General features: G+C 64.6%; 20 protein-coding genes. 1 reads left to right on the forward strand and 19 read right to left on the reverse strand.

The genetic code is table 11. The features are described from left to right. Positions 1 to 156 precede the first annotated feature (156 nt). The 15 genes from rplP to ACE2AC_RS08465 all read right to left on the reverse strand — a co-directional run bounded on the left by rplP (position 157) and on the right by ACE2AC_RS08465 (position 13,365). Positions 157 to 570: a 50S ribosomal protein L16 gene (gene rplP / locus ACE2AC_RS08395; RefSeq protein WP_375691644.1), complete on the reverse strand. Its 414-nt coding sequence runs from the start codon at positions 568 to 570 to the stop codon at positions 157 to 159. Positions 571 to 583: 13 nt separating this feature from the next. After that, positions 584 to 1,288 (reverse strand): 30S ribosomal protein S3, encoded by a 705-nt coding sequence (gene rpsC, locus ACE2AC_RS08400; protein ID WP_375691645.1) that lies wholly within the window; start codon positions 1,286 to 1,288, stop codon positions 584 to 586. Beyond that, positions 1,288 to 1,668, reverse strand: a complete 381-nt coding sequence (gene rplV / locus ACE2AC_RS08405; RefSeq protein WP_375691646.1) for a 50S ribosomal protein L22 — start codon at positions 1,666 to 1,668, stop codon at positions 1,288 to 1,290. Before rplV ends, rpsC begins: the two co-directional genes overlap by 1 nt. Before the next feature lie 3 nt (positions 1,669 to 1,671). Further along, positions 1,672 to 1,950: a 30S ribosomal protein S19 gene (gene rpsS / locus ACE2AC_RS08410; RefSeq protein ID WP_375691647.1), complete on the reverse strand. Its 279-nt coding sequence runs from the start codon at positions 1,948 to 1,950 to the stop codon at positions 1,672 to 1,674. Between the two features lie 2 nt (positions 1,951 to 1,952). Then, the gene (rplB, locus tag ACE2AC_RS08415; RefSeq protein WP_375691648.1) at positions 1,953 to 2,795 is read right to left on the reverse strand and encodes a 50S ribosomal protein L2; all 843 of its coding nucleotides are present in this window, start codon (positions 2,793 to 2,795) and stop codon (positions 1,953 to 1,955) included. Between the two features lie 227 nt (positions 2,796 to 3,022). Beyond that, positions 3,023 to 3,319 carry a 50S ribosomal protein L23 gene (locus ACE2AC_RS08420; RefSeq protein ID WP_375691649.1) on the reverse strand — a complete coding sequence of 99 codons (297 nt, stop codon included), beginning with the start codon at positions 3,317 to 3,319 and terminating at the stop codon, positions 3,023 to 3,025. Continuing rightward, positions 3,316 to 3,933 (reverse strand): 50S ribosomal protein L4, encoded by a 618-nt coding sequence (rplD, locus tag ACE2AC_RS08425; protein ID WP_375691650.1) that lies wholly within the window; start codon positions 3,931 to 3,933, stop codon positions 3,316 to 3,318. Before rplD ends, ACE2AC_RS08420 begins: the two co-directional genes overlap by 4 nt. Beyond that, entirely contained in the window at positions 3,930 to 4,772 is an 843-nt protein-coding gene (gene rplC, locus ACE2AC_RS08430; protein WP_375691651.1) for a 50S ribosomal protein L3, read from the reverse strand. The genes rplD and rplC overlap by 4 nt, the downstream gene beginning before the upstream one ends. A 13-nt stretch (positions 4,773 to 4,785) precedes the next feature. Next, positions 4,786 to 5,094, reverse strand: a complete 309-nt coding sequence (gene rpsJ, locus ACE2AC_RS08435) for a 30S ribosomal protein S10 (protein WP_375691652.1) — start codon at positions 5,092 to 5,094, stop codon at positions 4,786 to 4,788. Between the two features lie 149 nt (positions 5,095 to 5,243). Beyond that, positions 5,244 to 6,419, reverse strand: a complete 1,176-nt coding sequence (gene tuf, locus ACE2AC_RS08440) for an elongation factor Tu (RefSeq protein ID WP_375691653.1) — start codon at positions 6,417 to 6,419, stop codon at positions 5,244 to 5,246. Between the two features lie 79 nt (positions 6,420 to 6,498). Beyond that, positions 6,499 to 8,622, reverse strand: coding sequence for an elongation factor G (fusA, locus tag ACE2AC_RS08445; RefSeq protein ID WP_375691654.1), 2,124 nt, complete (start codon positions 8,620 to 8,622; stop codon positions 6,499 to 6,501). Between the two features lie 21 nt (positions 8,623 to 8,643). After that, complete coding sequence (gene rpsG / locus ACE2AC_RS08450; RefSeq protein ID WP_375691655.1) at positions 8,644 to 9,114, reverse strand: 30S ribosomal protein S7; 471 nt, start codon at positions 9,112 to 9,114, stop codon at positions 8,644 to 8,646. 12 nt (positions 9,115 to 9,126) lie between these two features. Beyond that, positions 9,127 to 9,498: a 30S ribosomal protein S12 gene (gene rpsL, locus ACE2AC_RS08455; RefSeq protein ID WP_005621086.1), complete on the reverse strand. Its 372-nt coding sequence runs from the start codon at positions 9,496 to 9,498 to the stop codon at positions 9,127 to 9,129. Between the two features lie 284 nt (positions 9,499 to 9,782). Next, the gene (locus ACE2AC_RS08460) at positions 9,783 to 10,682 is read right to left on the reverse strand and encodes a DMT family transporter (RefSeq protein ID WP_375691656.1); all 900 of its coding nucleotides are present in this window, start codon (positions 10,680 to 10,682) and stop codon (positions 9,783 to 9,785) included. Between the two features lie 169 nt (positions 10,683 to 10,851). Further along, complete coding sequence (locus tag ACE2AC_RS08465) at positions 10,852 to 13,365, reverse strand: membrane-bound PQQ-dependent dehydrogenase, glucose/quinate/shikimate family (protein ID WP_375691657.1); 2,514 nt, start codon at positions 13,363 to 13,365, stop codon at positions 10,852 to 10,854. A gap of 348 nt (positions 13,366 to 13,713) precedes the next feature. On the opposite strand from ACE2AC_RS08465, the gene ACE2AC_RS08470 reads away from it, so the two are divergent. Continuing rightward, entirely contained in the window at positions 13,714 to 14,421 is a 708-nt protein-coding gene (locus ACE2AC_RS08470) for a DNA helicase (RefSeq protein ID WP_375691658.1), read from the forward strand. 75 nt (positions 14,422 to 14,496) lie between these two features. On the opposite strand, the gene rpoC is transcribed toward ACE2AC_RS08470, so the two are convergent. The 4 genes from rpoC to rplJ form a co-directional block, all read right to left on the reverse strand. Next, the gene (rpoC, locus tag ACE2AC_RS08475; protein WP_375691659.1) at positions 14,497 to 18,735 is read right to left on the reverse strand and encodes a DNA-directed RNA polymerase subunit beta'; all 4,239 of its coding nucleotides are present in this window, start codon (positions 18,733 to 18,735) and stop codon (positions 14,497 to 14,499) included. 116 nt (positions 18,736 to 18,851) lie between these two features. After that, entirely contained in the window at positions 18,852 to 22,988 is a 4,137-nt protein-coding gene (gene rpoB, locus ACE2AC_RS08480) for a DNA-directed RNA polymerase subunit beta (protein ID WP_375691660.1), read from the reverse strand. 244 nt (positions 22,989 to 23,232) lie between these two features. After that, positions 23,233 to 23,616 carry a 50S ribosomal protein L7/L12 gene (rplL, locus tag ACE2AC_RS08485; protein ID WP_375691661.1) on the reverse strand — a complete coding sequence of 128 codons (384 nt, stop codon included), beginning with the start codon at positions 23,614 to 23,616 and terminating at the stop codon, positions 23,233 to 23,235. A gap of 71 nt (positions 23,617 to 23,687) precedes the next feature. Beyond that, positions 23,688 to 24,203 (reverse strand): 50S ribosomal protein L10, encoded by a 516-nt coding sequence (gene rplJ, locus ACE2AC_RS08490; protein WP_375691662.1) that lies wholly within the window; start codon positions 24,201 to 24,203, stop codon positions 23,688 to 23,690. Positions 24,204 to 24,558 lie beyond the last annotated feature (355 nt).

The following is a 24,558-nucleotide window of genomic DNA, read 5'->3' on the forward strand; positions in this document are numbered from 1 at the left end:
GGACATCCACAGCCGCGCCGCCCCTCCGTAGGGTGCGTGCTCGCACGCACCACACCGATCCACCCGCCACAACCCCAAACGGAAAACCCCCGCCGGTCTCCCGGCGGGGGCTATCTCAGGTACCGTAGGGTGCGTGCTTGCCACGCACCGCCCGGATTACCAGTCCTCGCGGACCACGACCCGGGTCTTGACCGGCAGCTTCATCGAGGCCAGGCGCAGCGCTTCGCGTGCGATGTCCTCGTTGACGCCGTCGATCTCGAACATGATCCGGCCCGGTTTCACCTTGCAGGCCCAGTAGTCGACCGAACCCTTACCTTTACCCATACGGACTTCGGTGGGTTTCGAGGTCACCGGCGTATCCGGGAAAATCCGGATCCAGACGCGGCCTTGACGTTTCATGTGACGCGTCAGGGCACGACGGGCGGCCTCGATCTGCCGTGCGGTGACCCGCTCCGGCTCGGTGGCCTTGAGGCCGTAGTGACCGAAGTTCAGGTCCGAGCCGCCCTTGGCCACACCATGGATGCGGCCTTTGAACTGCTTGCGGAACTTCGTACGTTTCGGTTGAAGCATCTCGAGATCCTCCTTACCGGCCACGTGCGCCACGGGGCGCCGGACCGTCCTGGATTTCCTGAGCGCGACGGTCACGAGCCTGGGGGTCGTGTTCCATGATCTCGCCTTTGAAGATCCAGACCTTGATACCGATGATCCCGTAGGGGGTCGTGGCTTCGGAATGTGCATAGTCGATGTCGGCACGCAGGGTGTGCAGCGGCACGCGGCCTTCGCGGTACCATTCGGTCCGTGCGATCTCGGCACCGCCGAGACGGCCCGCGACGTTCACACGGATGCCCAGGGCCCCCATGCGCATCGCGTTCTGCACGGCGCGCTTCATCGCGCGACGGAACGAAACCCGACGCTCGAGCTGCTGCGCGATCGATTCACCGACGAGCTGCGCGTCCAGTTCCGGCTTGCGGACCTCGACGATGTTCAGGTGCAGCTCGCTGTCCGTCATCTTGGCCAGCTTCTTGCGCAGGACTTCGATGTCCGCGCCTTTCTTGCCGATGATGACACCCGGACGTGCGGTGTGGATCGTGACGCGGCACTTTTTGTGCGGACGCTCGATGATCACGCGGGCGACGCCAGCCGCCTTGCACTCTTCCTTGATGAACTCACGGATCTTGACGTCTTCGAGGAGAAGATCGCCGTAATCCTTCGTGTCGGCGTACCAGCGGCTGTCCCAGGTGCGGTTGACCTGCAGGCGCATGCCGATCGGATTGACTTTCTGACCCATCAGGCTTGCTCCTCGATCTGACGCACCTTGATGGTGAGTTCGCTGAACGGTTTCATGATCTTGCCATAGCGACCACGGGCACGCGGACGGCCACGCTTCATGACGAGGTTCTTGCCCACGTAGGCCTCGGCGACGACGAGCTCGTCGACGTCCAGGTTGTGGTTGTTCTCGGCATTCGCGATGGCGGACTGAAGGCACTTCTTCACGTCCTCGGCGATCCGCTTCTTCGAGAAGGTCAGGTCCGTGAGGGCCTTGTCCACCTTCTTGCCACGGATCATCGCGGCGACCAGGTTCAGTTTCTGCGGGCTGGTGCGAAGCATGCGGGTTTTGGCCATCGCTTCGTTGTCAGCCACGCGGCGGGGATTCTTATCCTTGCTCATGGCTTATTTCCGCTTCGCTTTTTTGTCCGCGGCATGACCGTAGTAGGTCCGAGTCGGGCTGTATTCGCCGAACTTCTGACCGATCATGTCCTCGGTGACATTGACGGGGATATGCTTGTGGCCGTTGTAGACGCCAAACGTCAGACCCACGAACTGGGGCAGGATCGTTGAGCGGCGCGACCAGATCTTGATGACTTCGTTACGCCCGCTTTCGCGTGCTGCTTCCGCCTTCTTCAGGACGTAGGCATCGACGAAGGGGCCTTTCCATACTGCGCGAGACATGATCAGCGCCCTTTCTTCTTGGCGTGACGCGAGCGGATGATGAGCCGCGAGGACGCCTTGTTCTTGTCACGGGTGCGTGCACCCTTGGTCGGCTTGCCCCAGGGCGTGACCGGGTGACGACCACCCGAGGTCCGACCTTCACCACCGCCGTGGGGGTGGTCGATCGGGTTCATCACGACGCCGCGGACGCTCGGGCGGATGCCCTTGTGGCGGTTGCGGCCGGCCTTACCGATGTTCTGGTTCGAGTTGTCGGGGTTCGACACGGCACCGACGGTGGCCATGCACTCCTGACGGACCATGCGAAGCTCGCCCGAGGACAGGCGGATCTGCGCGTAGCCACCGTCACGGCCGACGAACTGGGCGTAGGTGCCCGCGGCGCGTGCGATCTGGCCGCCCTTGCCGGGCTTCAGCTCGATGTTGTGGACGATCGTACCGATCGGCATGCCCGAGAACGGCATTGCGTTGCCCGGCTTGATGTCCGCTTTGGCCGAGGCGAGCACCTTGTCGCCCACACCCAGACGCTGGGGGGCGAGGATATAGGCTTTTTCGCCATCGGTGTACTGGATCAGCGCGATGAACGCGGTCCGGTTCGGGTCATATTCGATCCGCAGGACGACGCCTTCGACGTCGAACTTGTTCCGTTTGAAATCGACGATCCGGTAAAGGCGCTTTGCGCCACCGCCACGACGGCGGGAGGTGATACGTCCGGTGTTGTTCCGGCCGCCCGACTTCGTCAGACCCTCGGTGAGGGCTTTGACGGGGCGTCCTTTGTACAGCTCCGAACGGTCGATCAGCACCAGCCCGCGCTGGCCCGGCGTCGTCGGCTTGTACGACTTGAGTGCCATGCTTTCTGTCTTCCGTTTGCTACGGCGGGATGCGGCCAGGCCGGCCCGCCTATGTATGTGGCCCCCCGAAGGTGACCGGTGATGTAGGCCCCCGAAGGTGCCCGAGTGACGTGGTGCGTGCGTGCACGCCCCCTGTGGCCGGATGTGGATACGTGCTTGTCACGCACCGTCCGGCAAAAGCACGAGGCCCCGGATACCCGGGGCCACGCGAGATTCGCGGCTACCTATCAGAGACCGGTGGTCACGTCGATAGTGTTTCCCTCTTCGAGGGTCACGTAAGCCTTCTTGACGTCGTTGCGACGGCCGAGCTGGCCGCGGAACCGCTTCTGCTTGCCCTTGGTGATGGTCGTGTTCACGGCCTTCACCTTGACGTTGAAGAGGGCCTCGACGGCCTCCTTGATCTGCGGCTTGTTCGCGTCGATCGACACTTCGAAGACGACGGCGTTGGCTTCGGAAGCCATCGTTGCCTTCTCGGTGATGATCGGCTTGCGGATCACGTCGTAGTGTTCTGCCTTCGCGCTCATTTCAGTCGAGCCTCCAGTGCTTCGACACCCGCCTTCGTGAGCACCAGGGTGTCACGCTTCAGGATGTCATAGACGTTGGCGCCCATCGACGGCAGGACGTCCAGGCCATCGATGTTGGCCGCGGCGCGGGCAAAGCCCTCGTTCACGGTGGCGCCATCGATGATCAGGGCGCGTTTCCAGCCCAGGTTCTTCACCTGTTTGGCCAGAGCTGCGGTCTTGCCTTCGGATTCCGCGACGTCGATGATCACCAGCGAGCCCTCTTTCGCTTTCGCGGAGAGTGCGTGCTTGAGACCAAGAGCACGGAACTTCTTGGGCAGGTCGTGTGCGTGGCTGCGCGGGGTCGGGCCCTTGTAGATACCACCCTTCCGGAAGATCGGCGCCTTGCGGGAGCCGTGGCGTGCGCCGCCGGTGCCCTTCTGGCGATAGATCTTCTTGGTCGAGTAGCTCACCTCGGACCGGCCCTTGACCTTGTGCGTACCGGCCTGCGCCTTGTTGCGCTGCCAACGGACGACACGGTGCAGGATATCGGCGCGCGGCTCGAGATCGAAGATCTCGTCCGTCAGCTCGACCGACCCGGCCTTGCCGCCGTCCAGTTTGATCACGTCGAGTTTCATTCGTCGCCTTCCTTCTTCTCGGCCTCGATCGAAGCTTCCGCTTCTTTCAGTGCGGCCTCTTCGGCGGCTGCCTGCTCGGCTGCGGCGGCTTCTTCAGCGGCCTTGGCTTCGGCTTCGGCGGCTGCGGCGGCTTCCTCGGCGGCCTTGCGGGCCTCCTCGGCTGCGGAACGCAGTGCGGCGGGCAGGATCGCGTTCTCGGGGAACGGCTTCTTCACGGCGTCTTTCACCGTGACCCAGCCACCCTTCGAACCCGGGACGGCGCCCTTGACCATGATCAGGCCACGTTCGCTGTCGGTGCGCACCACTTGCAGGTTCTGCGTGGTGACGCGGACGGCGCCCATGTGACCGGCCATCTTCTTGCCCTTGAACACCTTGCCCGGGTCCTGACACTGACCGGTCGAACCGTGCGACCGGTGAGAGATCGAGACACCGTGCGAAGCGCGCAGGCCGCCGAAGTTGTGGCGCTTCATGCCACCGGCGAAGCCCTTACCGATCGAGGTGCCGGAGACATCCACGAACTGGCCTTCGAAGTAATGGTCGGCGGTGATTTCCTCACCGACGGCGATCAGGTTCTCGGGGTCGACGCGGAACTCGGCAACCTTGCGCTTGGGCTCGACCTTCGCAGCAGCGAAGTGGCCGCGCATGGCCTGGCTGGTGCGCTTGGCTTTCGCCGAGCCTGCACCGAGCTGCACGGCGGTGTAGCCGTGTGCGTCGGCCGTGCGCTGTGCAACGACCTGCAGGCCGTCGAGTTGCAGCACGGTCACCGGGATCTGTTTCCCGTCTTCCATGAACAGGCGGGTCATGCCCACCTTCTTGGCGATGATACCGGAACGGAGCATCAGTGGATCCTCCTTAAACCTTGATCTCGACATCCACGCCGGCGGCGAGGTCGAGCTTCATCAGCGCGTCCACCGTCTGCGGGGTCGGGTCCACGATGTCCAGGAGCCGCTTGTGGGTGCGGATCTCGAACTGGTCGCGGGATTTCTTGTCGACGTGAGGGCCACGGAGAACCGTGAACTTCTCGATCTTGTTCGGCAGCGGGATCGGGCCACGGACCTGAGCGCCGGTGCGCTTGGCCGTGTTGACGATTTCCTGCGTGCTGGAATCCAGGACGCGGTAATCGAATGCCTTCAGCCGGATGCGAATGGTTTGACCTTGCATGTCATTCAGCCTTCTTCGGCGTTTGAGTTGAGAGGAAGAAACAGGACCACCCTGCCCCTTCATCGAACCCGTAAGTGCGGCGCCACGGCACTGAGCCGTGGCGCGTATTCCAGGTTGCAGCGGAGGTCAAGCCCCCGCCGCGGGACCCATCACTCGATGATTTTCGAGACGACGCCGGAGCCGACGGTGCGGCCGCCTTCACGGATGGCGAAGCGGAGCTTCTCTTCCATCGCGATCGGGGCGATCAGCTCGACCGAGAACTTCAGGTTGTCGCCGGGCATCACCATCTCGGTGCCTTCCGGCAGGGTCACGGTCCCGGTCACGTCGGTGGTCCGGAAGTAGAACTGCGGACGGTAGTTCGCGAAGAACGGGGTGTGACGGCCGCCTTCGTCCTTGGTCAGGATGTAGGCCTCGGCCTCGAACTTCGTGTGCGGCTTCACCGAACCCGGCTTGCAGAGCACCTGGCCGCGCTCGACCGCTTCACGGTCGATGCCGCGCAGCAGCGCGCCGATGTTGTCGCCCGCTTCGCCGCGGTCCAGCAGCTTGCGGAACATCTCGACGCCCGTGCAGGTCGTCTTCTGCGTCGCCTTGATGCCGACGATTTCCAGTTCGTCGCCGACGTTCACGACGCCACGCTCGACACGGCCGGTCACAACCGTGCCGCGGCCCGAGATCGAGAACACGTCTTCGATCGGCATCAGGAACGGCTGGTCGACCGCACGTGCCGGCTGCGGGATGTACTCGTCCACGGCCGCCATCAGTTCGCGGATCTTGGTCTCGCCGATTTCCGGGTCACGGCCTTCCAGCGCGGCCAGGGCCGAACCGGCGATGACCGGGATGTCGTCGCCCGGGAAGTCGTAGGCGCTCAGCAGTTCGCGCACTTCCATCTCGACGAGCTCGAGCAGCTCCTCGTCGTCGACCTGGTCGACCTTGTTCATGAACACGACCATGGCGGGGATGCCCACCTGGCGGCCCAGCAGGATGTGCTCGCGGGTCTGCGGCATCGGGCCGTCAGCCGCGTTCACCACCAGGATCGCGCCGTCCATCTGCGCCGCGCCGGTGATCATGTTCTTCACGTAGTCGGCGTGGCCGGGGCAGTCGACGTGCGCGTAGTGACGGTTCTCGGTCTCGTACTCGACGTGCGCGGTCGAGATCGTGATGCCGCGGGCTTTCTCTTCCGGCGCGCCGTCGATCTGGTCGTAGGCCTTGAACTCGCCGAAGTACTTCGTGATCGCCGCCGTCAGCGTCGTCTTGCCGTGGTCAACGTGACCGATCGTGCCGATGTTGCAGTGCGGTTTGGACCGCTCAAACTTTTCCTTTGCCATGATGGCCTCCTTTGTCGGTGCGGCGGGGTGTCCCCGCCCTACAGATGGTGGGTAGGGCGGGGTTCACCCCGCCACCCCGTTATGCGTATTTCTTCTGGATCTCTTCCGAGATGTTCGACGGGACCGGATCGTAGTGGTCGAACTGCATCGTGAACTGCGCGCGGCCCGAGGACATGGAGCGCAGGGTGTTGATGTAGCCGAACATCGATGCCAGCGGCACGAAGGCCTGGATCGCCACGGCGTTGCCGCGCGGTTCCTGACCCGACACCTGACCGCGACGCGAGGTCAGGTCGCCGATGATCGAACCGGTGTACTCTTCCGGCGTGATCACTTCGACCTTCATCATCGGTTCCAGCAGCTTGGCGCCAGCCTTGCGCATGCCTTCACGCATGCACATCCGGGCCGCGATCTCGAACGCGAGGACCGAGGAGTCGACGTCGTGGAACTTGCCGTCGATCAGGGCCACCTTGAAGTCGATCACCGGGAAGCCTGCCAGCGGACCGGAATCCATGACCGACTTGATGCCCTTCTCGACGCCGGGGATGTATTCCTTCGGAACCGCACCGCCGACGATCTTCGACTCGAACGAGTAGCCTTCGCCCGCTTCGGTCGGGCTGATGACCAGCTTGACCTCTGCGAACTGACCCGAACCACCCGACTGCTTCTTGTGGGTGTAGGAGTGCTCGACCTCGTGGCCGATGGTCTCACGGTAGGCCACCTGCGGCGCACCGATGTTGGCCTCGACCTTGAATTCGCGCTTCAGGCGGTCGACGAGGATGTCGAGGTGAAGTTCGCCCATGCCCTTCATGATGGTCTGACCGGACTCGAGGTCGGTCTCGACGCGGAAGGACGGGTCCTCGGCAGCCAGACGCTGCAGGCCCTGGGACATCTTCTCCTGGTCGTTCTTCGTCTTCGGCTCGATCGCGATCTCGATCACCGGATCCGGGAAGGTCATGGTTTCGAGAACCACCTGCTTCTGCGGATCGCAGAGCGTGTCACCCGTGGTGGTCTCTTTCAGACCGGCCAGGGCGATGATGTCGCCGGCGAATGCCTCTTCGATCTCTTCGCGATCGTTCGAGTGCATCATCATCATCCGGCCGACGCGCTCGCGCTTGCCCTTGGTCGAGTTCATCATCGAGTCGCCCTTCTTGATCACGCCGGAGTAGATCCGGGTGAAGGTCAGCGAACCGACGAAGGGGTCGTTCATGATCTTGAACGCGAGGCCCGAGAAGGGCTCTTCGTCCGAGGCATGACGCTCGATGTTGCGGGTCTCGGTCTCGTCATCCGGCGAGAAGCCGGTGTAGGCGGGAACGTCGAGCGGACCGGGCAGGAAGTCGATCACGGCGTTCAGCAGGGGCTGCACGCCCTTGTTCTTGAACGCGGAGCCGGCCAGGACCGGAACGAAGGACAGCGACAGGCAGCCCTTGCGGATCAGTTTCCGCATGGTCGGCACGTCGGGCTCTTCGCCTTCCAGGTAGGCTTCCATCGCGGCGTCGTCCATCTCGACCGCGTTCTCGATCATGTTGGCGCGCCATTCGTCGGCGACATCCTTCAGATCGTCACGGATCGGCTGACGCACCCAGCCGGCGCCCAGGTCTTCACCGGTCCAGACCCACTCTTCCATGGTGATCAGGTCGATGATGCCTTCGAGCTTGTCCTCGGCACCGATCGGCAGGGCCACGGGCACGGGGGTCGCGCCGGTGCGGTCCTTGATCATCTTCACACAGTTGAAGAAGTCGGCGCCGATCTTGTCCATCTTGTTGACGAAGACGATGCGCGGAACCTTGTACCGGTCGGCCTGGCGCCACACGGTTTCGGTCTGCGGCTCGACGCCGGCGTTACCGTCCAGAAGGCAGATCGCACCGTCGAGCACGGCCAGCGAACGCTCGACTTCGATGGTGAAGTCGACGTGGCCGGGGGTGTCGATGATGTTGAAGCGGAACTTCGTGTCCGAGGTGCCCTCGGCGGTCGGGTCTTCCTGCCACTGCCAGAAGGTCGTGGTCGCGGCGGATGTGATGGTGATCCCCCGCTCCTGCTCCTGCTCCATCCAGTCCATGGTCGCGGCGCCGTCGTGGACTTCGCCGATCTTGTGGGACTTGCCGGTGTAGTAGAGGATACGCTCGGTCGTCGTGGTCTTGCCGGCATCGATGTGAGCCATGATGCCGAAGTTACGGTAGCGGGTGAGCGGATAAACGCGTGCCATGAGGGGCCTGCCTTTCGGGTATTACCAGCGGTAGTGGCTGAACGCTTTGTTGGCGTCGGCCATCTTGTGGGTGTCTTCGCGTTTCTTCACGGCAGAACCGCGCGAGTTCACGGCATCCAGCAGCTCGCCAGCGAGGCGCTCTTCCATCGTGTTCTCGTTACGGGCGCGCGAGGCGGTGATCAGCCAGCGGATGGCGAGGGCTTCGCGGCGCTCGGGGCGGACTTCGACGGGCACCTGGTAGGTTGCACCACCAACCCGGCGGGAGCGGACCTCGACCGACGGCTTGATGTTGTCCAGGGCCTCGTGGAAGATTTCCACCGGCGCGCGCTTCACCTTCTCTTCGATCCGGTCGAGCGCGTTGTAGACGATCTTCTCTGCGACCGACTTCTTGCCGTCGATCATCAGGTTGTTCATGAACTTGGTCAGAACCCGGTCGCCATACTTGGCGTCGGGCAGGATTTCGCGCTTCTCTGCAGCGTGACGACGAGACATCTCGGATTCCTCTTATTTCGGACGCTTCGCGCCGTATTTCGAACGGCGTTGCTTACGATCCTTGACGCCTTGGGTGTCGAGAACACCGCGCAGGATGTGGTAGCGGACGCCCGGAAGGTCTTTCACCCGGCCGCCACGGATCAGGACCACGGAGTGCTCCTGAAGGTTGTGGCTTTCACCCGGGATGTAGGAAATCACTTCGAAACCGTTGGTCAGGCGGACCTTCGCAACTTTCCGCATAGCGGAGTTCGGTTTCTTCGGCGTGGTCGTGTAGACGCGCGTGCAGACGCCGCGTTTCTGCGGGCACTGCTCCAGGTGCATCGACTTGGACCGTTTGACTTTGGGCTGCCGGGGCTTCCGGATCAGCTGTTGGATCGTAGGCATTGGGCTTTAGTTCCCCGTTATTCTCTCAACACATGTGTTGCGGGACATCCCGCGGTTTCATCGCTACGCCGCGTGCGTCCACGCAACGTAAAAAACCGCATGCGTCCCCTCGTTCACGGGGAACGACGCGGCGGTATTCCAGAGGATCGGGCCCCCTCGGACCGGATCGTGACCACTTCGGTTTTGAAAGGCGGCGGGGCGACCCCCTTGCCTGATTGAGCGGGCATATAGAAAGAGTCGCGCGCCTTGTCAACATGACGGCCGGCGGTTTGGCGCCAGACATCTCAGCTACGCGGCGTCTTTTGAGGCGCGGTCGGAGGCAGTCCGAGCCGCCGTTCGCGGTAAAGCATGAACAGCCCCGAGCTCACGACGATGGCTGCGCCAAGCAGGGTTGGCCATTCCGGCCAGTGGCCGAAGGCCACGAAGCCAAGCACCAGCGCCCAGAGGAGGCCCGTGTAGCGGAAGGGCGAGACAAAGGAAATCTCACCGGACCGCATTGCCGCGACGGAACAGAGGTAGGCAAAGAGCACCGCGATTCCCGCCGCCGCGATCAGCCCGCCGGACCTGACGTCGAGCGGCACCCAGGGGTCGCCGCCCAGGCTCCCGATGGCAAAGGCCAGCGTCACCCCGACCGCGGTCACGAAGGACACCAGCATCGACGGCACCTCGCGCGACAGCCGCCGGGTGACGAGGTCGCGGGTGGTCACGAACCCGACCGAGACGAGCGTGTAGAGCGCGTAGAGGTTGAACCCCTCGGGTCCCGGCCGGATGATCAGCAGGACGCCACAGAAGCCCACCAGGATCGCCGAGAGGCGCCGCCAGCCCACGGGCTCCTTGAGGAACAGCGCGGCCGCCAGGGTCACCACCAGCGGCGCCGACTGCAGCACCGCCGTCACGTTGGCCAGCGGCATGTTGAAGAGCGCGGTCAGGAAGAAGTAGGCCGCGCCGACCTCGGCGATCATGCGGACCACGACCAGCACCCAGTCGCGCCGTGCCACCTTGCCCCGGAACGCGCCGAGCCGCCAGGCGATCAGCGCGGTGCCGACCGAAGTCAGCACGCCCCGGAGTGAGATCACCTGCGCCAGGGGCACCTCGCCCGCCAGCAGCTTGGTGAAGGTGTCGTTCAGCGTGAAGAGCGCCATCGACGCCATCATCAGCATCGCGCCACGCATATTGTCGGTCATGCTCGCTCCCCTGCCCTCCGCCGGGCGACAGACACCGGGCTGCGCGGAATTGCAAGCCTTGGCGAACGGCATTCCCGCTCTTGCAGGCAGGTGGAATGACGACGGCCCGGCATCACCTGCCAGGCCGCCGCCTGTGCTGTTGATCTCACGGCCGAACCGCGCGCGGGGTTCAGTTGCCCGCGCCACCCTCGGGCAGGGCAAAGGCGATGATGTGATCGCCCCGCACGTTCGACTGGCGCGCGCCGCCGGCCGAGACGACGACGAACTGCCGCCCGGTCTTGGGCGAGACATAGCTCATCGGCGTACCCTGCGATCCTGCCGGCAGGCGGTGATGCCAGAGCACCTCGCCCGTCGCCACGTCCATCGCCCGGATCGCGAAGTCGAGCGTGCCGGCGTAGAACACCAGCCCCGAGGCGGTCGAGAACGGGCCGCCGACGGTGGGCATGCCGACCGGGATCGGCATCCCCATGCGGATGCCGAGCGGCCCGGTGTCCTCGACCGTTCCCATCGGCACCTGCCAGGCGATCTGCTGCGTGGTCAGGTCGATGGCCGTCAGGGAGCCGTAGGGCGGCTCCTGGCACGGGATCCCGAGCGGCGACATGAAGGTGTACTTGGACGCGCCGTAGGGCGTGCCGTACTGCCCCGAGAGGCCGCTGTGCGAATCCTTGGCGTCGGCGGCGTCGGCCTCTTCACGCGGCACCAGCTGCACGCGGTGCGGCGAACGGGTGTCGTTGATGATGAAGTAGCCGCCGGGGGTGAAGACCGTTCCGCTGCCCCAGTTCATGCCGCCGAAGTAACCCGGCCATTGCAGGCTGGGCGTCAGGCCCGGGGGCGTGAATTCGCCCTCGTAGCGCATCTGGCGGAACTGGATGCGGCACCAGAGCTGGTCGAAGGGCGTGGCACCCCACATCCGGCTCTCGCTCAGCGGTTCGGCCCCGATGGCGGGCATGCCCACCGAGTAGGGCTGGGTCGGCGAGAGGTAGTCGCCCTCGACCGCGCCCTGCGGGACCGGCCGTTCCTCGACCTCGGCCACCGGTTCGCCGGTGGCGCGGTCCAGCATGAAGATCTGCCCGCGCTTGGTGGCCTGGATCAGCACCGGCGTGGTGCCGCCCTGCCCGTCGGGCAGATCGAAGAGCGCCGGTTGCGACGGCACGTCGTAGTCCCACACGTCATGGTGCACGGTCTGGAACTTCCAAGCCTCGCGCCCGTCCTCGAGCCGCAGCGCGACGATCGAGGAGTTGTACGCGTCAGCGACCTCGGAGCGGTGGCCGCCGAAGAAGTCGGGTGTCGCGTTGCCGGTCGGGATGTAGACCAGCCCGAGGTCGAGATCGACGGCCGGGGTCGACCACATGTTGGGCGTGCCGCGGGTGTAGGTCTCGCCCTCTTCCGGGGCACCGACGCGATCCGGTGCGCCCATGTCCCAGGCCCAGACCAGGTCGCCGGTGCGGGCGTCAAAGGCCCGGACCACGCCCGAGGGTTCGCCCACCATCACGTTGTCGACGACCCAGCCGCCGATGATGATCAGGTCACCGGCGACGGTGGGGGCCGAGGTCTGGAAGTAGAAGCCGGGCTTCACCTCGCCCATGCCCGCCTTCAGGTCCACTGTGCCATCGGTGCCGAAGTTGGCGCAGGGTTCGCCGGTTTCGCTGTCCAGCTCGATCAGCCGCGCGTCGATGGTCGACATCACGATCCGCGTGGCGCAGGCCTGCGGGCCCGCGTCGGCCACCGGCGCCTCGGGCGCGGACGGCGTGGCCGGCGCCTCGGAGGTGGCGTCCGCGCTGCCCTCCGTCGACGCGGGGTCGGTCGTCGGGGCCGGCATCTCCTCGACCGCCGGGGCCGCAGAGGCGTCGTAGTAACTCACCCCGCGGCAGCGCTGCCAGAAGGGAGAGGATGCTTCGGGGTCGAAGGTCCATTTCTTCTCGCCCGTGTCGACGTCCAGCGCGTGCACGATGTTGGTGACGGTGCAGACATAGAGCGTGTCGCCGACCTGCAGCGGGGTGTTCTGGTCCTCGGCCCCGCTGCCCGCGTTTGCGCCGGGCACGTCGCCGGTGTTGAAGGTCCAGGCCACTTCGAGCGCGCCGACGTTGCCGGGGGTGATCTCCTCGGCCGACACGAAACGGCGTCCGCCAAGGTCGTGGCCGTAGTTGGCCCAGTCGTCTCCGGTGCCAACCTCGGGCGCGGCAAAGGCGACCTCGGGCGGCGTGCCGGTGGCGGCGATCAGCGGCACCGCCTGGAACGCGCGCCAGGTGCCGGCGGCAAGGATCACGATCAGCACGGCGGCCACGGTCCAGGCCGGGCCACGGCCGATGTGCACGGGCCGGCGGCGCATCAGCGGCGCGGCCAGCGCGACGAAGACCCCGATCACCAGCGGTGCGGTCAGCCGCGACACCAGGGGCCAGAATTCAAGGCCCGAGTCCCAAACCGCCCAGATCGCGGTGCCGATCAGGATCAGGAAGTAAAGCCATGCGCCGCCCGGTCGTTCGGCCGCGATCAGCCCGCCCGAGGCGATCAGCGCCAGCCCGGCGATGCCGAAGTACCAGCTGCCGCCCAAGGCGATCAGCCAGCCGCCGCCGACCAGCAGGGCCAGCCCGCCGACGACCAGCACGGCCGCCAGCACGTAAAGGGCGCCGCGCGCCCATGGTCCGATCGGACCGCGTTGCGGCCCGCCATCTTGAATGCTCATTGGATATCTCGCTCAATCTACGGCGGCACGGGGGCCGTCACGTACACCGCGACCCTCGGTCCAAAGACGGGCGTTGACAATGTCGTGTCCGGGTATGTTCCCGGGGTGATTGACAATTCCCCGATCGGCGAGGACAAGGACCGATCCCCCATCCCTGTCACCCTGCACGCGCCGCGCTTGCGAGGTGGGCGCGGCCGGTCTAGGCTCCGGCCACAGGCTTGGCCCGCGCCTCCCCCCTCCGACCGGGGAAGTCTTGCACATTCGGGGCACCTTGGAGCATCGAACCACCTGTTCGGGCCTTTCGCAGTAGGAGGGAATGCGGATGCGGCCCGGAACGGAGGTTCCCTGATGCGGCTGTCCGCACCGATCTATCAACTCAAGCGACGGGCCAAGACACTGGCGCGCACCGAAACCATTCCGCTGGCCCAGGCCCTCGACCGCGTCGCTCGGAAAGAGGGCGTGGCAAGCTGGAGCCTGCTGGCCGCCCGCGCCGACAGCACCGCGCCGGCGAGGCCCCTGCTGGGGCGGCTCCGCGACGGGGACATGCTGCTGATCGGCGCGCGGCCGAGCCAGGGCAAGACGCGGCTGGCGCTCGACCTGCTGCTGGCAGCCGCCGCGGCCGGGCGGCGCGCGGTGTTCTTCACGCTGGAATACACCGAGGCCGAGGCGATGGCCCGGCTCGACACCCTCGCGCCCGATGCGACCGCCCCCCGGCCCGAGGTCGTCACCTCGGACGAGATCGATGCGGACTACATCATCCGCCGCCTTGCCGGGGCACCAAGGGGCAGCGTCGCAGTGATCGATTACCTCCAGCTGCTCGACCAGCGGCGCAGCACGCCGCCCCTGGGCGCGCAGATGGCCGCGCTGCGCGATTTTGCCCGAAACTCCGGCGTGATCCTCGGCTTCATCTCTCAGATCGACCGCCGTTTCGACCCGGCGGAACGTGCCGTGCCGGGCATCGCGGACCTGCGCCTGCCGAACCCGGTGCCCGAGGGCGTGTTCACGATGGCCTGCTTCCTGCACGCGGGCGCCGAGCGGGTCGGGCCACCCCGCTGAGCGATCCGCAGGGCGCCAAACGAAAAGGCCCCCCGCTTGCGCGGGGGGCCTTTCCGACACTCAATCGACGACCGGTCAGTCGCGGCTTTCCGGGGTTTCCACCAGGATATCCGCTTCGGTGTTCTCGTCGTACTCCTCGACCGGGGCTGCCAGCGCGGCGGCCGCTTCGGCCTCCTCGCGGCGGGCCTCGATGACCACGTTGTCGCGATCGCCAGCGATGCGGCGGACGCGCTGCGTCGCCCCACCGGTGCCCGCCGGGATCAGGCGGCCGACGATGACGTTCTCTTTCAGGCCGACCAGCTTGTCGCGCTTGCCCTGGACCGAAGCTTCGGTGAGCACGCGCGTGGTCTCCTGGAACGACGCCGCCGAGATGAACGACCGGGTCTGCAGCGAAGCCTTCGTGATCCCGAGCAGGATCGGCTCGCCCGATGCGGGGCGGCGGCCTTCCTTCTCGGCCCGTGCGTTGGCCTCGTCGAACTCGATCTTGTCGACGTGTTCGCCCTTCAGCAGCGTGGTCTGGCCGCTGTCGGTGATCTCCCACTTCTGCAGCATCTGGCGAACGATCACCTCGATGTGCTTGTCGTTGATCTTCACGCCCTGCAGTCGGTAGACGTCCTGGACTTCGTTGATCATGTAGTTCGCCAGCGCTTCGACACCCATGATGGACAGGATGTCATGCGGCGCGGGGTTGCCGTCCATGATGTAGTCGCCCTTCTGGACGTAGTCGCCTTCCTGCACCGGGATGTGCTTGCCCTTGGGCACCATGTATTCCACGGGTTCCAGGGTTTCATCCACGGGCTCGATCGCGATCCGGCGCTTGTTCTTGTAGTCGCGCCCGAAGCGGACGTAGCCGTCGATCTCGGCGATGATGGCGTGGTCCTTGGGACGGCGTGCCTCGAAGAGTTCGGCCACACGCGGCAGACCGCCGGTGATGTCCTTCGTCTTCGCACCTTCGCGCGGGATACGCGCAACCACGTCACCGGCCTTGATGTCTTGCCCGTCCTCGACGGAAAGGATCGCGTCCACCGACATCGGATAGGTGACCGGGTTACCCGCGTCGTTGCGGACCGGTTCGCCATCCTCGTTCACGATCAGAAGCTCGGGCTTCAGCTCGTTGCCTTTCGGTGCGGCGCGCCAGTCGGACACGATCTTCTGCGTCATGCCGGTGGCATCGTCGGTTTCCTCGCGGACCGCGATACCCGTCACCAGGTCGACGTAGCGGATCGCACCGGCCTTCTCCGCGATGATCGGCAGGGTGTACGGGTCCCATTCGAATAGCTTGTCGCCGCGGACGACCTTGTCGCCTTCCTTGACGAAGAGCTTGGTGCCGTAGCCGAGCTTGTGGCTCGCCCGTTCCTCGCCCTCGCCGTCCAGGATGCGCAGCTTCATGTTCCGGCCCACGATGAGCATTTCGCCCGCCGCGTTCTCCAGAAGCTGGGCGTTCTCGAAGGCGATGACGCCCTCTTGCGACGCCTCGAGGAACGACTGCTGACCACCCTGGGCCACGCCGCCGATGTGGAAGGTCCGCATCGTCAGCTGGGTCCCGGGTTCACCGATCGACTGTGCGGCGATGATGCCGACAGCCTCGCCGATGTTCACCTGCGTGCCGCGCGCCAGGTCGCGGCCGTAGCAGGCGGCGCAGACGCCGTCGTCGCTTTCACAGGTCAGCGGCGAACGGATGCGGATCGAGGCGAGGTTCGCCTCTTCCAGCGCGTCGGCGGTGCGTTCGTCGATCAGCTGGCCCTTCGAGACGATGACCTCGTCGGTGCCGGGACGGATGATGTCGTCAGCCGCAACCCGGCCGAGCGCACGTTCGCCCAGGGTCGCCACGACCTCACCGTCGTTGACGGCCGTCTCGATGGTGATCGCGTTCTCGGTGCCGCAGTCGGGCTCGCGCACGATGCAGTCCTGCGCCACGTCGACGAGGCGACGGGTCAGGTAACCCGAGTTCGCGGTCTTCAGGGCGGTATCCGACAGACCCTTACGGGCGCCGTGGGTGGAGTTGAAGTACTCCAGCACGGTCAGACCTTCCTTGAAGTTCGAGATGATCGGCGTCTCGATGATGTCGCCGTTCGGCTTCGCCATCAGGCCGCGCATCCCGCCCAGCTGTTTCATCTGCGTGACCGAGCCCCGCGCACCGGAGTGGGCCATCATGTAGACCGAGTTCGGCTCCATGACCGCGCCATTCTCGTCGCGCTTCTCGTTCGAGATGGTCGACATCATGGCCTCGGTGACCTTGTCGTTGCACTTCGACCAGGCATCGACGACCTTGTTGTACTTCTCACCCTGGGTGATCAGGCCGTCCATGTACTGCTGTTCGAAGTCCTTGACCTGTTCCCGGGTCTCTTCGACGATGTCCCACTTGGTGTCGGGGATGACCATGTCGTCCTTGCCGAACGAGATGCCCGCCTTGAAGGCCTCCTTGAAGCCCATCGACATGATCTGGTCGCAGAAGATGACCGATTCCTTCTGGCCGCAGTAGCGGTAGACGGTGTCGATGACCTGCTGGACTTCGCGCTTGCGGAGCAGGCGGTTGACCAGTTCGAACGGCGCCTTAGCATTCAGCGGCAGCAGCGCGCCCAGACGGACCCGGCCGGGCGTCGTCTCGTAGCGCTTGACCACTTCCTGGCCTTCCTCGTCGATCTGCTTGATGCGCGCCGTGATCTTGGCGTGCAGGTGCACGGCGCCGGAATCCAGCGCGTACTGCACCTCGTCGATCGACGAGAACGACATGCCCTCGCCCTTCATGCCTTCGCGCTCGATCGTCGTGTAGTAGAGACCGAGGATCATGTCCTGCGACGGAACGATGATCGGTGCGCCGTTGGCGGGCGACAGGACGTTGTTGGTCGACATCATCAGCACGCGTGCTTCCAGCTGCGCTTCGAGCGACAGCGGGACGTGCACGGCCATCTGGTCACCGTCGAAGTCGGCGTTGAACGCCGAGCAGACGAGCGGGTGCAGCTGGATCGCCTTGCCTTCGATCAGGATCGGTTCGAACGCCTGGATGCCGAGACGGTGCAGCGTGGGCGCACGGTTCAGCAGCACGGGGTGTTCGCGGATCACCTCGTCGAGGATGTCCCAGACCTCGGGACGCTCTTTTTCGACCAGCTTCTTCGCCTGCTTCACGGTCGAGGACAGGCCCTTGGCTTCCAGCCGCGAGTAGATGAACGGCTTGAACAGCTCGAGCGCCATCTTCTTCGGCAGGCCGCACTGGTGCAGCTTCAGCTCGGGGCCGGTCACGATGACCGAACGGCCCGAGAAGTCGACGCGCTTGCCCAGAAGGTTCTGGCGGAAGCGGCCGTGCTTGCCCTTGAGCATGTCCGACAGCGACTTCAGCGGGCGCTTGTTGGCACCCGTGATGACGCGGCCGCGACGGCCGTTGTCGAACAGGGCGTCGACGGATTCCTGCAGCATCCGCTTCTCGTTGCGGACGATGATATCCGGCGCGCGAAGCTCGATCAGGCGCTTCAGGCGGTTGTTCCGGTTGATCACCCGGCGGTAGAGGTCGTTCAGGTCCGAGGTCGCGAACCGGCCACCGTCGAGCGGCACCAGCGGACGCAGTTCCGGCGGGATGACCGGGATCACGGTCATCACCATCCACTCGGGACGGTTGCCCGACTCGAGGAAGGATTCGACGACCTTGAGCCGCTTGATGATCTTCTTGGGCTTCAGTTCACCCGTGGCTTCGGCGAGGTCCGCACGCAGCGTCTCGGCCTCGGCCTCGAGGTCGATGTTGGCCAGCATCTCGCGGATCGCCTCGGCGCCGATGTTCGCCGTGAAGGCGTCCATGCCGTAGGTGTCCTGGGCGTCCATGAACTCTTCTTCGGTCAGCATCTGGCCGTACTGCAGGTCGGTCAGACCCGGCTCGATGACGACGTAGTTCTCGAAGTAGAGCACGCGTTCCAGATCGCGCAGCGTCATGTCCAGCATCAGGCCGATGCGGGACGGCAGCGATTTCAGGAACCAGATGTGCGCGACGGGCGCGGCCAGTTCGATGTGGCCCATGCGCTCACGGCGGACCTTCTGCAGCGTGACTTCGACGCCGCATTTCTCGCAGACGACGCCGCGATACTTCATCCGCTTGTACTTGCCGCAGAGGCACTCGTAGTCCTTGATCGGCCCGAAGATACGGGCGCAGAACAGACCGTCCCGCTCGGGCTTGTAGGTCCGGTAGTTGATCGTCTCGGGCTTCTTGATCTCGCCATACGACCACGAAAGAATCCGCTCGGGCGAGGCCAGCGAGACCTTGATCTCGTCAAAGACCTTTTGCGGGGCCAGCGGGTTGAACGGGTTGTTCGTCAGTTCCTGGTTCATGTCGTTTCCTAATCAGACAGGGCGCGGAGGGGAGGAGATGGCAGGTGCGTGACGAGCACGCACCCTACGGCCGGGATCGGGTGCGCGCCTGGCACGCACCGTCACCCGATGGCCGATTATTCCTCGCCCTCCTCGTCCAGGAGTTCCATGTTCAGGCCGAGGCCGCGGACTTCCTTCACGAGCACGTTGAAGGATTCGGGCACACCGGCCTCGAAGTTGTCCTCGCCCTTGACGATGCTTTCGTAGACCTTGGTACGGCCTGCCACGTCGTCCGACTTCACGGTCAGCATCTCCTGCAGGGTGTAGGCGGCGCCATAGGCTTCCAGCGCCCAGACCTCCATCTCCCCGAAACGCTGGCCACCGAACTGCGCCTTACCACCGAGCGGCTGCTGGGTGACGAGGGAGTACGGGCCGGTCGAACGCGCGTGGATCTTGTCGTCGACCAGGTGGTGCAGCTTGAGCAGGTACTTGACCCCCACCGTCACCGGCCGCGCGAACTGTTCGCCCGTCCGGCCGTCGAAGAGGATCGACTGACCGCTCTCGTTGAAGCCGGCACGCTTGAGCGCGTCGTTGACATCGGGCTCTTTCGCACCGTCGAAGACCGGCGTGGCGATCGGAACACCGCGGGTCACGTTGCCCGCAGCTTCGACCAGCATGCCTTCGTCCATGCCCTCGATGCCCTCTTCGTAGACGTCCTCGCCGTAGGCCAGCTTGAGCGCCTCGCGCACAGGGGTCAGGTCACCCGACCGGCGGTAGTCGCCAAGCGCCTCGTCCACGTTGATGCCGAGGCCGCGCGCGGCCCAGCCCATGTGGGTTTCGAGGATCTGACCGACGTTCATCCGCGACGGCACGCCGAGCGGGTTGAGGCAGATGTCGACCGGGGTGCCGTCCTGCAGGAACGGCATGTCCTCCATCGGCACCACGCGCGACACCACACCCTTGTTGCCGTGACGACCGGCCATCTTGTCGCCGGGCTGCAGCTTGCGCTTCACAGCCACGAAAACCTTGACCATCTTCATCACGCCCGGGGGCAGGTCATCGCCGCGGCGGACCTTCTCGACCTTGTCCTCGAACCGGGCGTCGAGCGCGCGCTTCTGCGCCTCGTACTGCTCGTTCAGGGCCTCGACGTGCTGCGCCTCGGCGTCCTCGCCCAGGGCGAGCATCCACCAGTGGCTGCGCGGCAGGCTGTCCAGCAGTTCCTCGGTCACTTCCGAGTTCGCCTTGACGCCTTTCGGGCCCTTCACCGCGACCTTGCCCAGAAGCATCGACTTCAGGCGGGCATAGATGTTGCGGTCGAGGATCGCGAGCTCGTCGTCACGGTCGCGGGAGAGGCGTTCGACCTCTTCGCGCTCGATCTGCAGCGCACGCTCGTCCTTGTCGACGCCGTGGCGGTTGAAGACCCGGACCTCGACGACGGTGCCGTAATCGCCCGGCTTCACGCGAAGCGAGGTGTCACGCACGTCCGAGGCCTTTTCACCGAAGATGGCGCGGAGGAGCTTCTCTTCCGGCGTCATCGGGCTTTCGCCCTTCGGAGTGATCTTGCCCACCAGGATGTCGCCCGGCTCCACGTCGGCGCCGATGTAGACGATACCGGCCTCGTCGAGGTTGCGGAGCGCTTCCTCGCCGACGTTCGGGATGTCACGGGTGATCTCTTCCGGCCCGAGCTTGGTGTCACGGGCGGCGACTTCGAATTCCTCGATGTGGATCGAGGTGAAGACGTCGTCACGCGCGATGCGCTCGGAGATCAGGATCGAGTCCTCATAGTTGTAGCCGTTCCAGGGCATGAACGCGACGACCACGTTCTTGCCGAGGGCCAGTTCGCCCATATCCGTGGACGGACCGTCGGCGATGACCTCGCCCTTCACGACGGTGTCGCCCACCTTCACCAGCGGACGCTGGTTGATGCAGGTGTTCTGGTTCGACCGCTGGAACTTGCGCATCCGGTAGATGTCGACGCCCGCATCGCCCACCTTCAGGTCCTCGGTCGCGCGGATCACGATCCGCTGCGCGTCGACCTGGTCGATGATGCCTGCCCGCTTGGCCATGATGGCCGCGCCGGAGTCACGTGCGACGATTTCCTCGATCCCGGTGCCGACCAGCGGCGCCTCGGCCCGCAGGAGCGGAACCGCCTGACGCTGCATGTTCGAGCCCATCAGGGCGCGGTTGGCGTCGTCGTTCTCGAGGAACGGGATCAACGAAGCCGCGACCGACACCAGCTGTTTCGGCGACACGTCGATAAGGTCGACGCTTTCGTTCGGCGCGAGCGTGTATTCACCCGACTGGCGGGTGTTCACCAGCTCGTTCACGAACTTGCCGTTCTCGTCGAGGTTGGCGTTCGCCTGGGCGACGGTGTGGCGCATCTCCTCGGTGGCGGACATGTACTTCACTTCGTCCGTCACCTGACCGTCCTTCACCTTGCGGTAGGGGGTCTCGATGAAGCCATACTTGTTCACCCGCGCGAAGGTCGCGAGGCTGTTGATCAGACCGATGTTCGGGCCTTCCGGCGTTTCGATCGGGCACATCCGGCCATAGTGGGTCGGGTGCACGTCGCGCACCTCGAAGCCGGCACGTTCGCGGGTCAGACCGCCCGGCCCGAGGGCCGAGAGGCGCCGCTTGTGCGTCACTTCGGACAGCGGGTTGGTCTGGTCCATGAACTGCGACAGCTGCGAGGAGCCGAAGAACTCGCGCACGGCGGCGGCGGCGGGTTTCGCGTTGATCAGGTCCTGCGGCATGACGGTGTCGATCTCGACCGACGACATGCGTTCCTTGATCGCGCGTTCCATCCGCAGCAGGCCGACGCGGTACTGGTTCTCCATCAGCTCGCCGACCGACCGCACCCGGCGGTTGCCGAGGTGGTCGATATCGTCGATGTCGCCGCGGCCGTCACGCAGGTCGACCAGCGCCTTGATGCAGGCGACGATGTCTTCCTTGCGCAGCGTGCGCACGGTGTCCTCGGCGTCGAGGTTCAGGCGCATGTTCATCTTGACGCGACCCACGGCCGAGAGGTCGTAACGTTCGCTGTCGAAGAAGAGCGTGTCGAAGAGCGCCGATGCGGCCTCGACGGTCGGCGGCTCGCCCGGGCGCATGACGCGGTAGATGTCCATGAGCGCGCTTTCGCGGTTCATGTTCTTGTCCGTCGCCATGGTGTTGCGCATGTACGGGCCGACCGAGACGTTGTCGATGTCCAGGACCGGGATCTCGGTGATGCCGGCGTCCAGCAGGTCCTTCACGGTCCCGCCGATGAACTCGCCGTCCTTGTCGTATTCCGCCGTCAGTTCATCACCGGCTTCGACGTAGATCGCGCCGTTTTCCTCGTTGATGATGTCCTTGGCCGCGAACTTGCCGACGATCCGGTCGAACGGCACCAGCAGGCTCTTCACCGTGGCGTCGTCGATCAGCTTCTTCACCGCGCGCGGGGTGATCTTCTTGCCGGCCTCGGCGATCACTTCGCCGCTGTCGGCGTCTACCAGGTCATAGGTCGGGCGAGTGCCGCGGACCCGTTCCGGGAAGAACTTGGTGACCCAGCCCTGGCCCTTGCGGAGCTTGTAGTCGACGGTCTCGTAGTACGCGTCCATGATCGCTTCCTGGCCCATGCCGAGGGCATAGAGCAGGGTCGTCACCGGCAGTTTCCGGCGGCGGTCGATCCGGGCGAACACGATGTCCTTGGCGTCGAACTCGAAGTCGAGCCAGGAGCCGCGGTAGGGAATGATCCGGCAGGCAAAGAGCAGCTTGCCCGACGAGTGAGTCTTGCCCTTGTCATGGTCGAAGAACACGCCGGGCGAACGGTGCATCTGGGACACGATCACGCGCTCGGTGCCGTTCACGATGAACGTCCCGTTCGGGGTCATCAGGGGCATGTCGCCCATGAAGACGTCCTGTTCCTTGATGTCCTTGACCGACTTGGCGCCGGTGTCCTCGTCGATATCGAACACGATGAGGCGAAGCGTGACCTTCAGCGGGGCGCTGTAGGTCATGTCGCGCTGCATGCATTCTTCGACGTCGTACTTCGGCTCTTCGAGTTCGTATTTCACGAATTCGAGATGCGCCGTTTCGTTGAAATCCTTGATCGGGAAGACCGACTGGAAGACGCCCTTGATGCCTTCGCCGTCGGTCGGGTCGGGCTGGTCGCCGGATTTCAGGAAGAGTTCGTAAGAGCTTTTCTGGACCTCAATAAGGTTCGGCATCTCCAGCACTTCGCGGATCTTGCCATAATATTTCCGAAGACGTTTCTGACCGAGGTAGGTCTGAGCCATGACGGGTGTCACCTTTCGTTTCTCTTCAGGCGCGATCGCCGCCGGGCCTCGGCGCCGCGTCCATACGAGACAGGGGGTTCGGATCCATGCCTGGCAACCGTCCCAAGGGTTGCCTCCCGATCCTTGAACCTCGCCTTAGAAAAGACTTTCGCGGGAAAGCCCTCTCTGAGACAGGTTCGGCTGGACCCGGATTTTCCCGGATCCAGCCTTGATTTCCGTCGCCCGGGCTTGCGCCCGGCCCGGATTACTTGAGTTCGACCTCGGCGCCGGCTGCTTCCAGCTTGGCTTTGATGTCTTCGGCTTCGGCTTTCGAGACTTGCTCTTTGACAGCCTTGCCGCCGGCTTCAACCAGGTCTTTGGCTTCTTTGAGGCCCAGGCCGGTGATGCCGCGGACTTCTTTGATGACGTTGATTTTCGAAGCGCCAGCCGATTTCAGGATGACGTCGAATTCGGTCTGCTCTTCAGCAGCCGCGCCAGCGTCGCCGCCAGCAGCCGGGCCGGCCATCATCACTGCGCCGCCAGCTGCGGGCTCGATGCCGTACTCGTCTTTCAGGATGGTTTTCAGTTCTTGTGCTTCGAGAAGCGTCAGACCAACGATCTCTTCAGCCAGTTTCTTCAGATCAGCCATTTTCAGCTCTTTCCGTATCTAGATGTGTTCTAACGTCAGGGGTTGCAACCCTAGACCGTCTCGCGATTGCCTTACGCCGCCGCCTTGTCCTCGATCGTGGACAGGATGGAAGCGATGTTGGAAGCAGGTGCGCCGATCGCACCGGCGATGTTCGAAGCGGGCGCGCCGATGCAGCCGACGATGGAAGCGATGAGCTCCTCGCGCGACGGCATTTTCGACACGGCCTCGACACCGGCCCGGTCCAGAGCGGTCTCGCCCATGGCCCCACCAAGGATTTCAAACTTCTTGTTGTCCTTGGCGAAGTCCTCGACCACCTTGGCTGCTGCCACGGGGTCTTCGGAATAGGTGAGAACCGTCATGCCCGACATCAGGTCACTGATGCTTTCGCAGGGTTTACCCTGAAGGGCGATCTTGGCGAGCCTGTTCTTGGCGACGCGGACCAACGAACCTGCCTCACGGGCTTTGGCGCGCAGAGTCTGCATCTCGGCAACCGTGAGGCCGGTGTAGTGTGCAACTACAACGACGCCAGAGCTTTCGAAGATCTGGCCGAGTTCCTCGACCACTTTCTCTTTCTGGGCTCTATCCACAGTTTCACTCCAGTTGGGGAGGTGTGACCCTCCGGCTCGTTTCGCCGCGGCTTGCGCCACGACAATCAAGTCCTTTACGGGTCCTGCACATCCCCCGGACAAGGCGAGAGGCCAGGTCCGAAGAAACCTATGTCATTTCCCGTCTCGGGCAGGAATTATGACCGGCATATCCCGGTCACCCACCGTCTCGGACGAATCGACCGGCGGCTGCGCACGCGCAACCGACCGGACAAAGGAGGCTGTTAACGGGTTTCGAATGGAATGTGAAGAGGGGGCCGCGAAATTTTCGCGCCCCGACTGGATCGCGCCGGGACGGCCCGCGGTTCGGGCACCGGCGAATGACAGTAAGTCTATC

This window comes from Pseudooceanicola sp. LIPI14-2-Ac024 (genome assembly GCF_042188925.1).
GTDB lineage: Bacteria > Pseudomonadota > Alphaproteobacteria > Rhodobacterales > Rhodobacteraceae > Pseudooceanicola.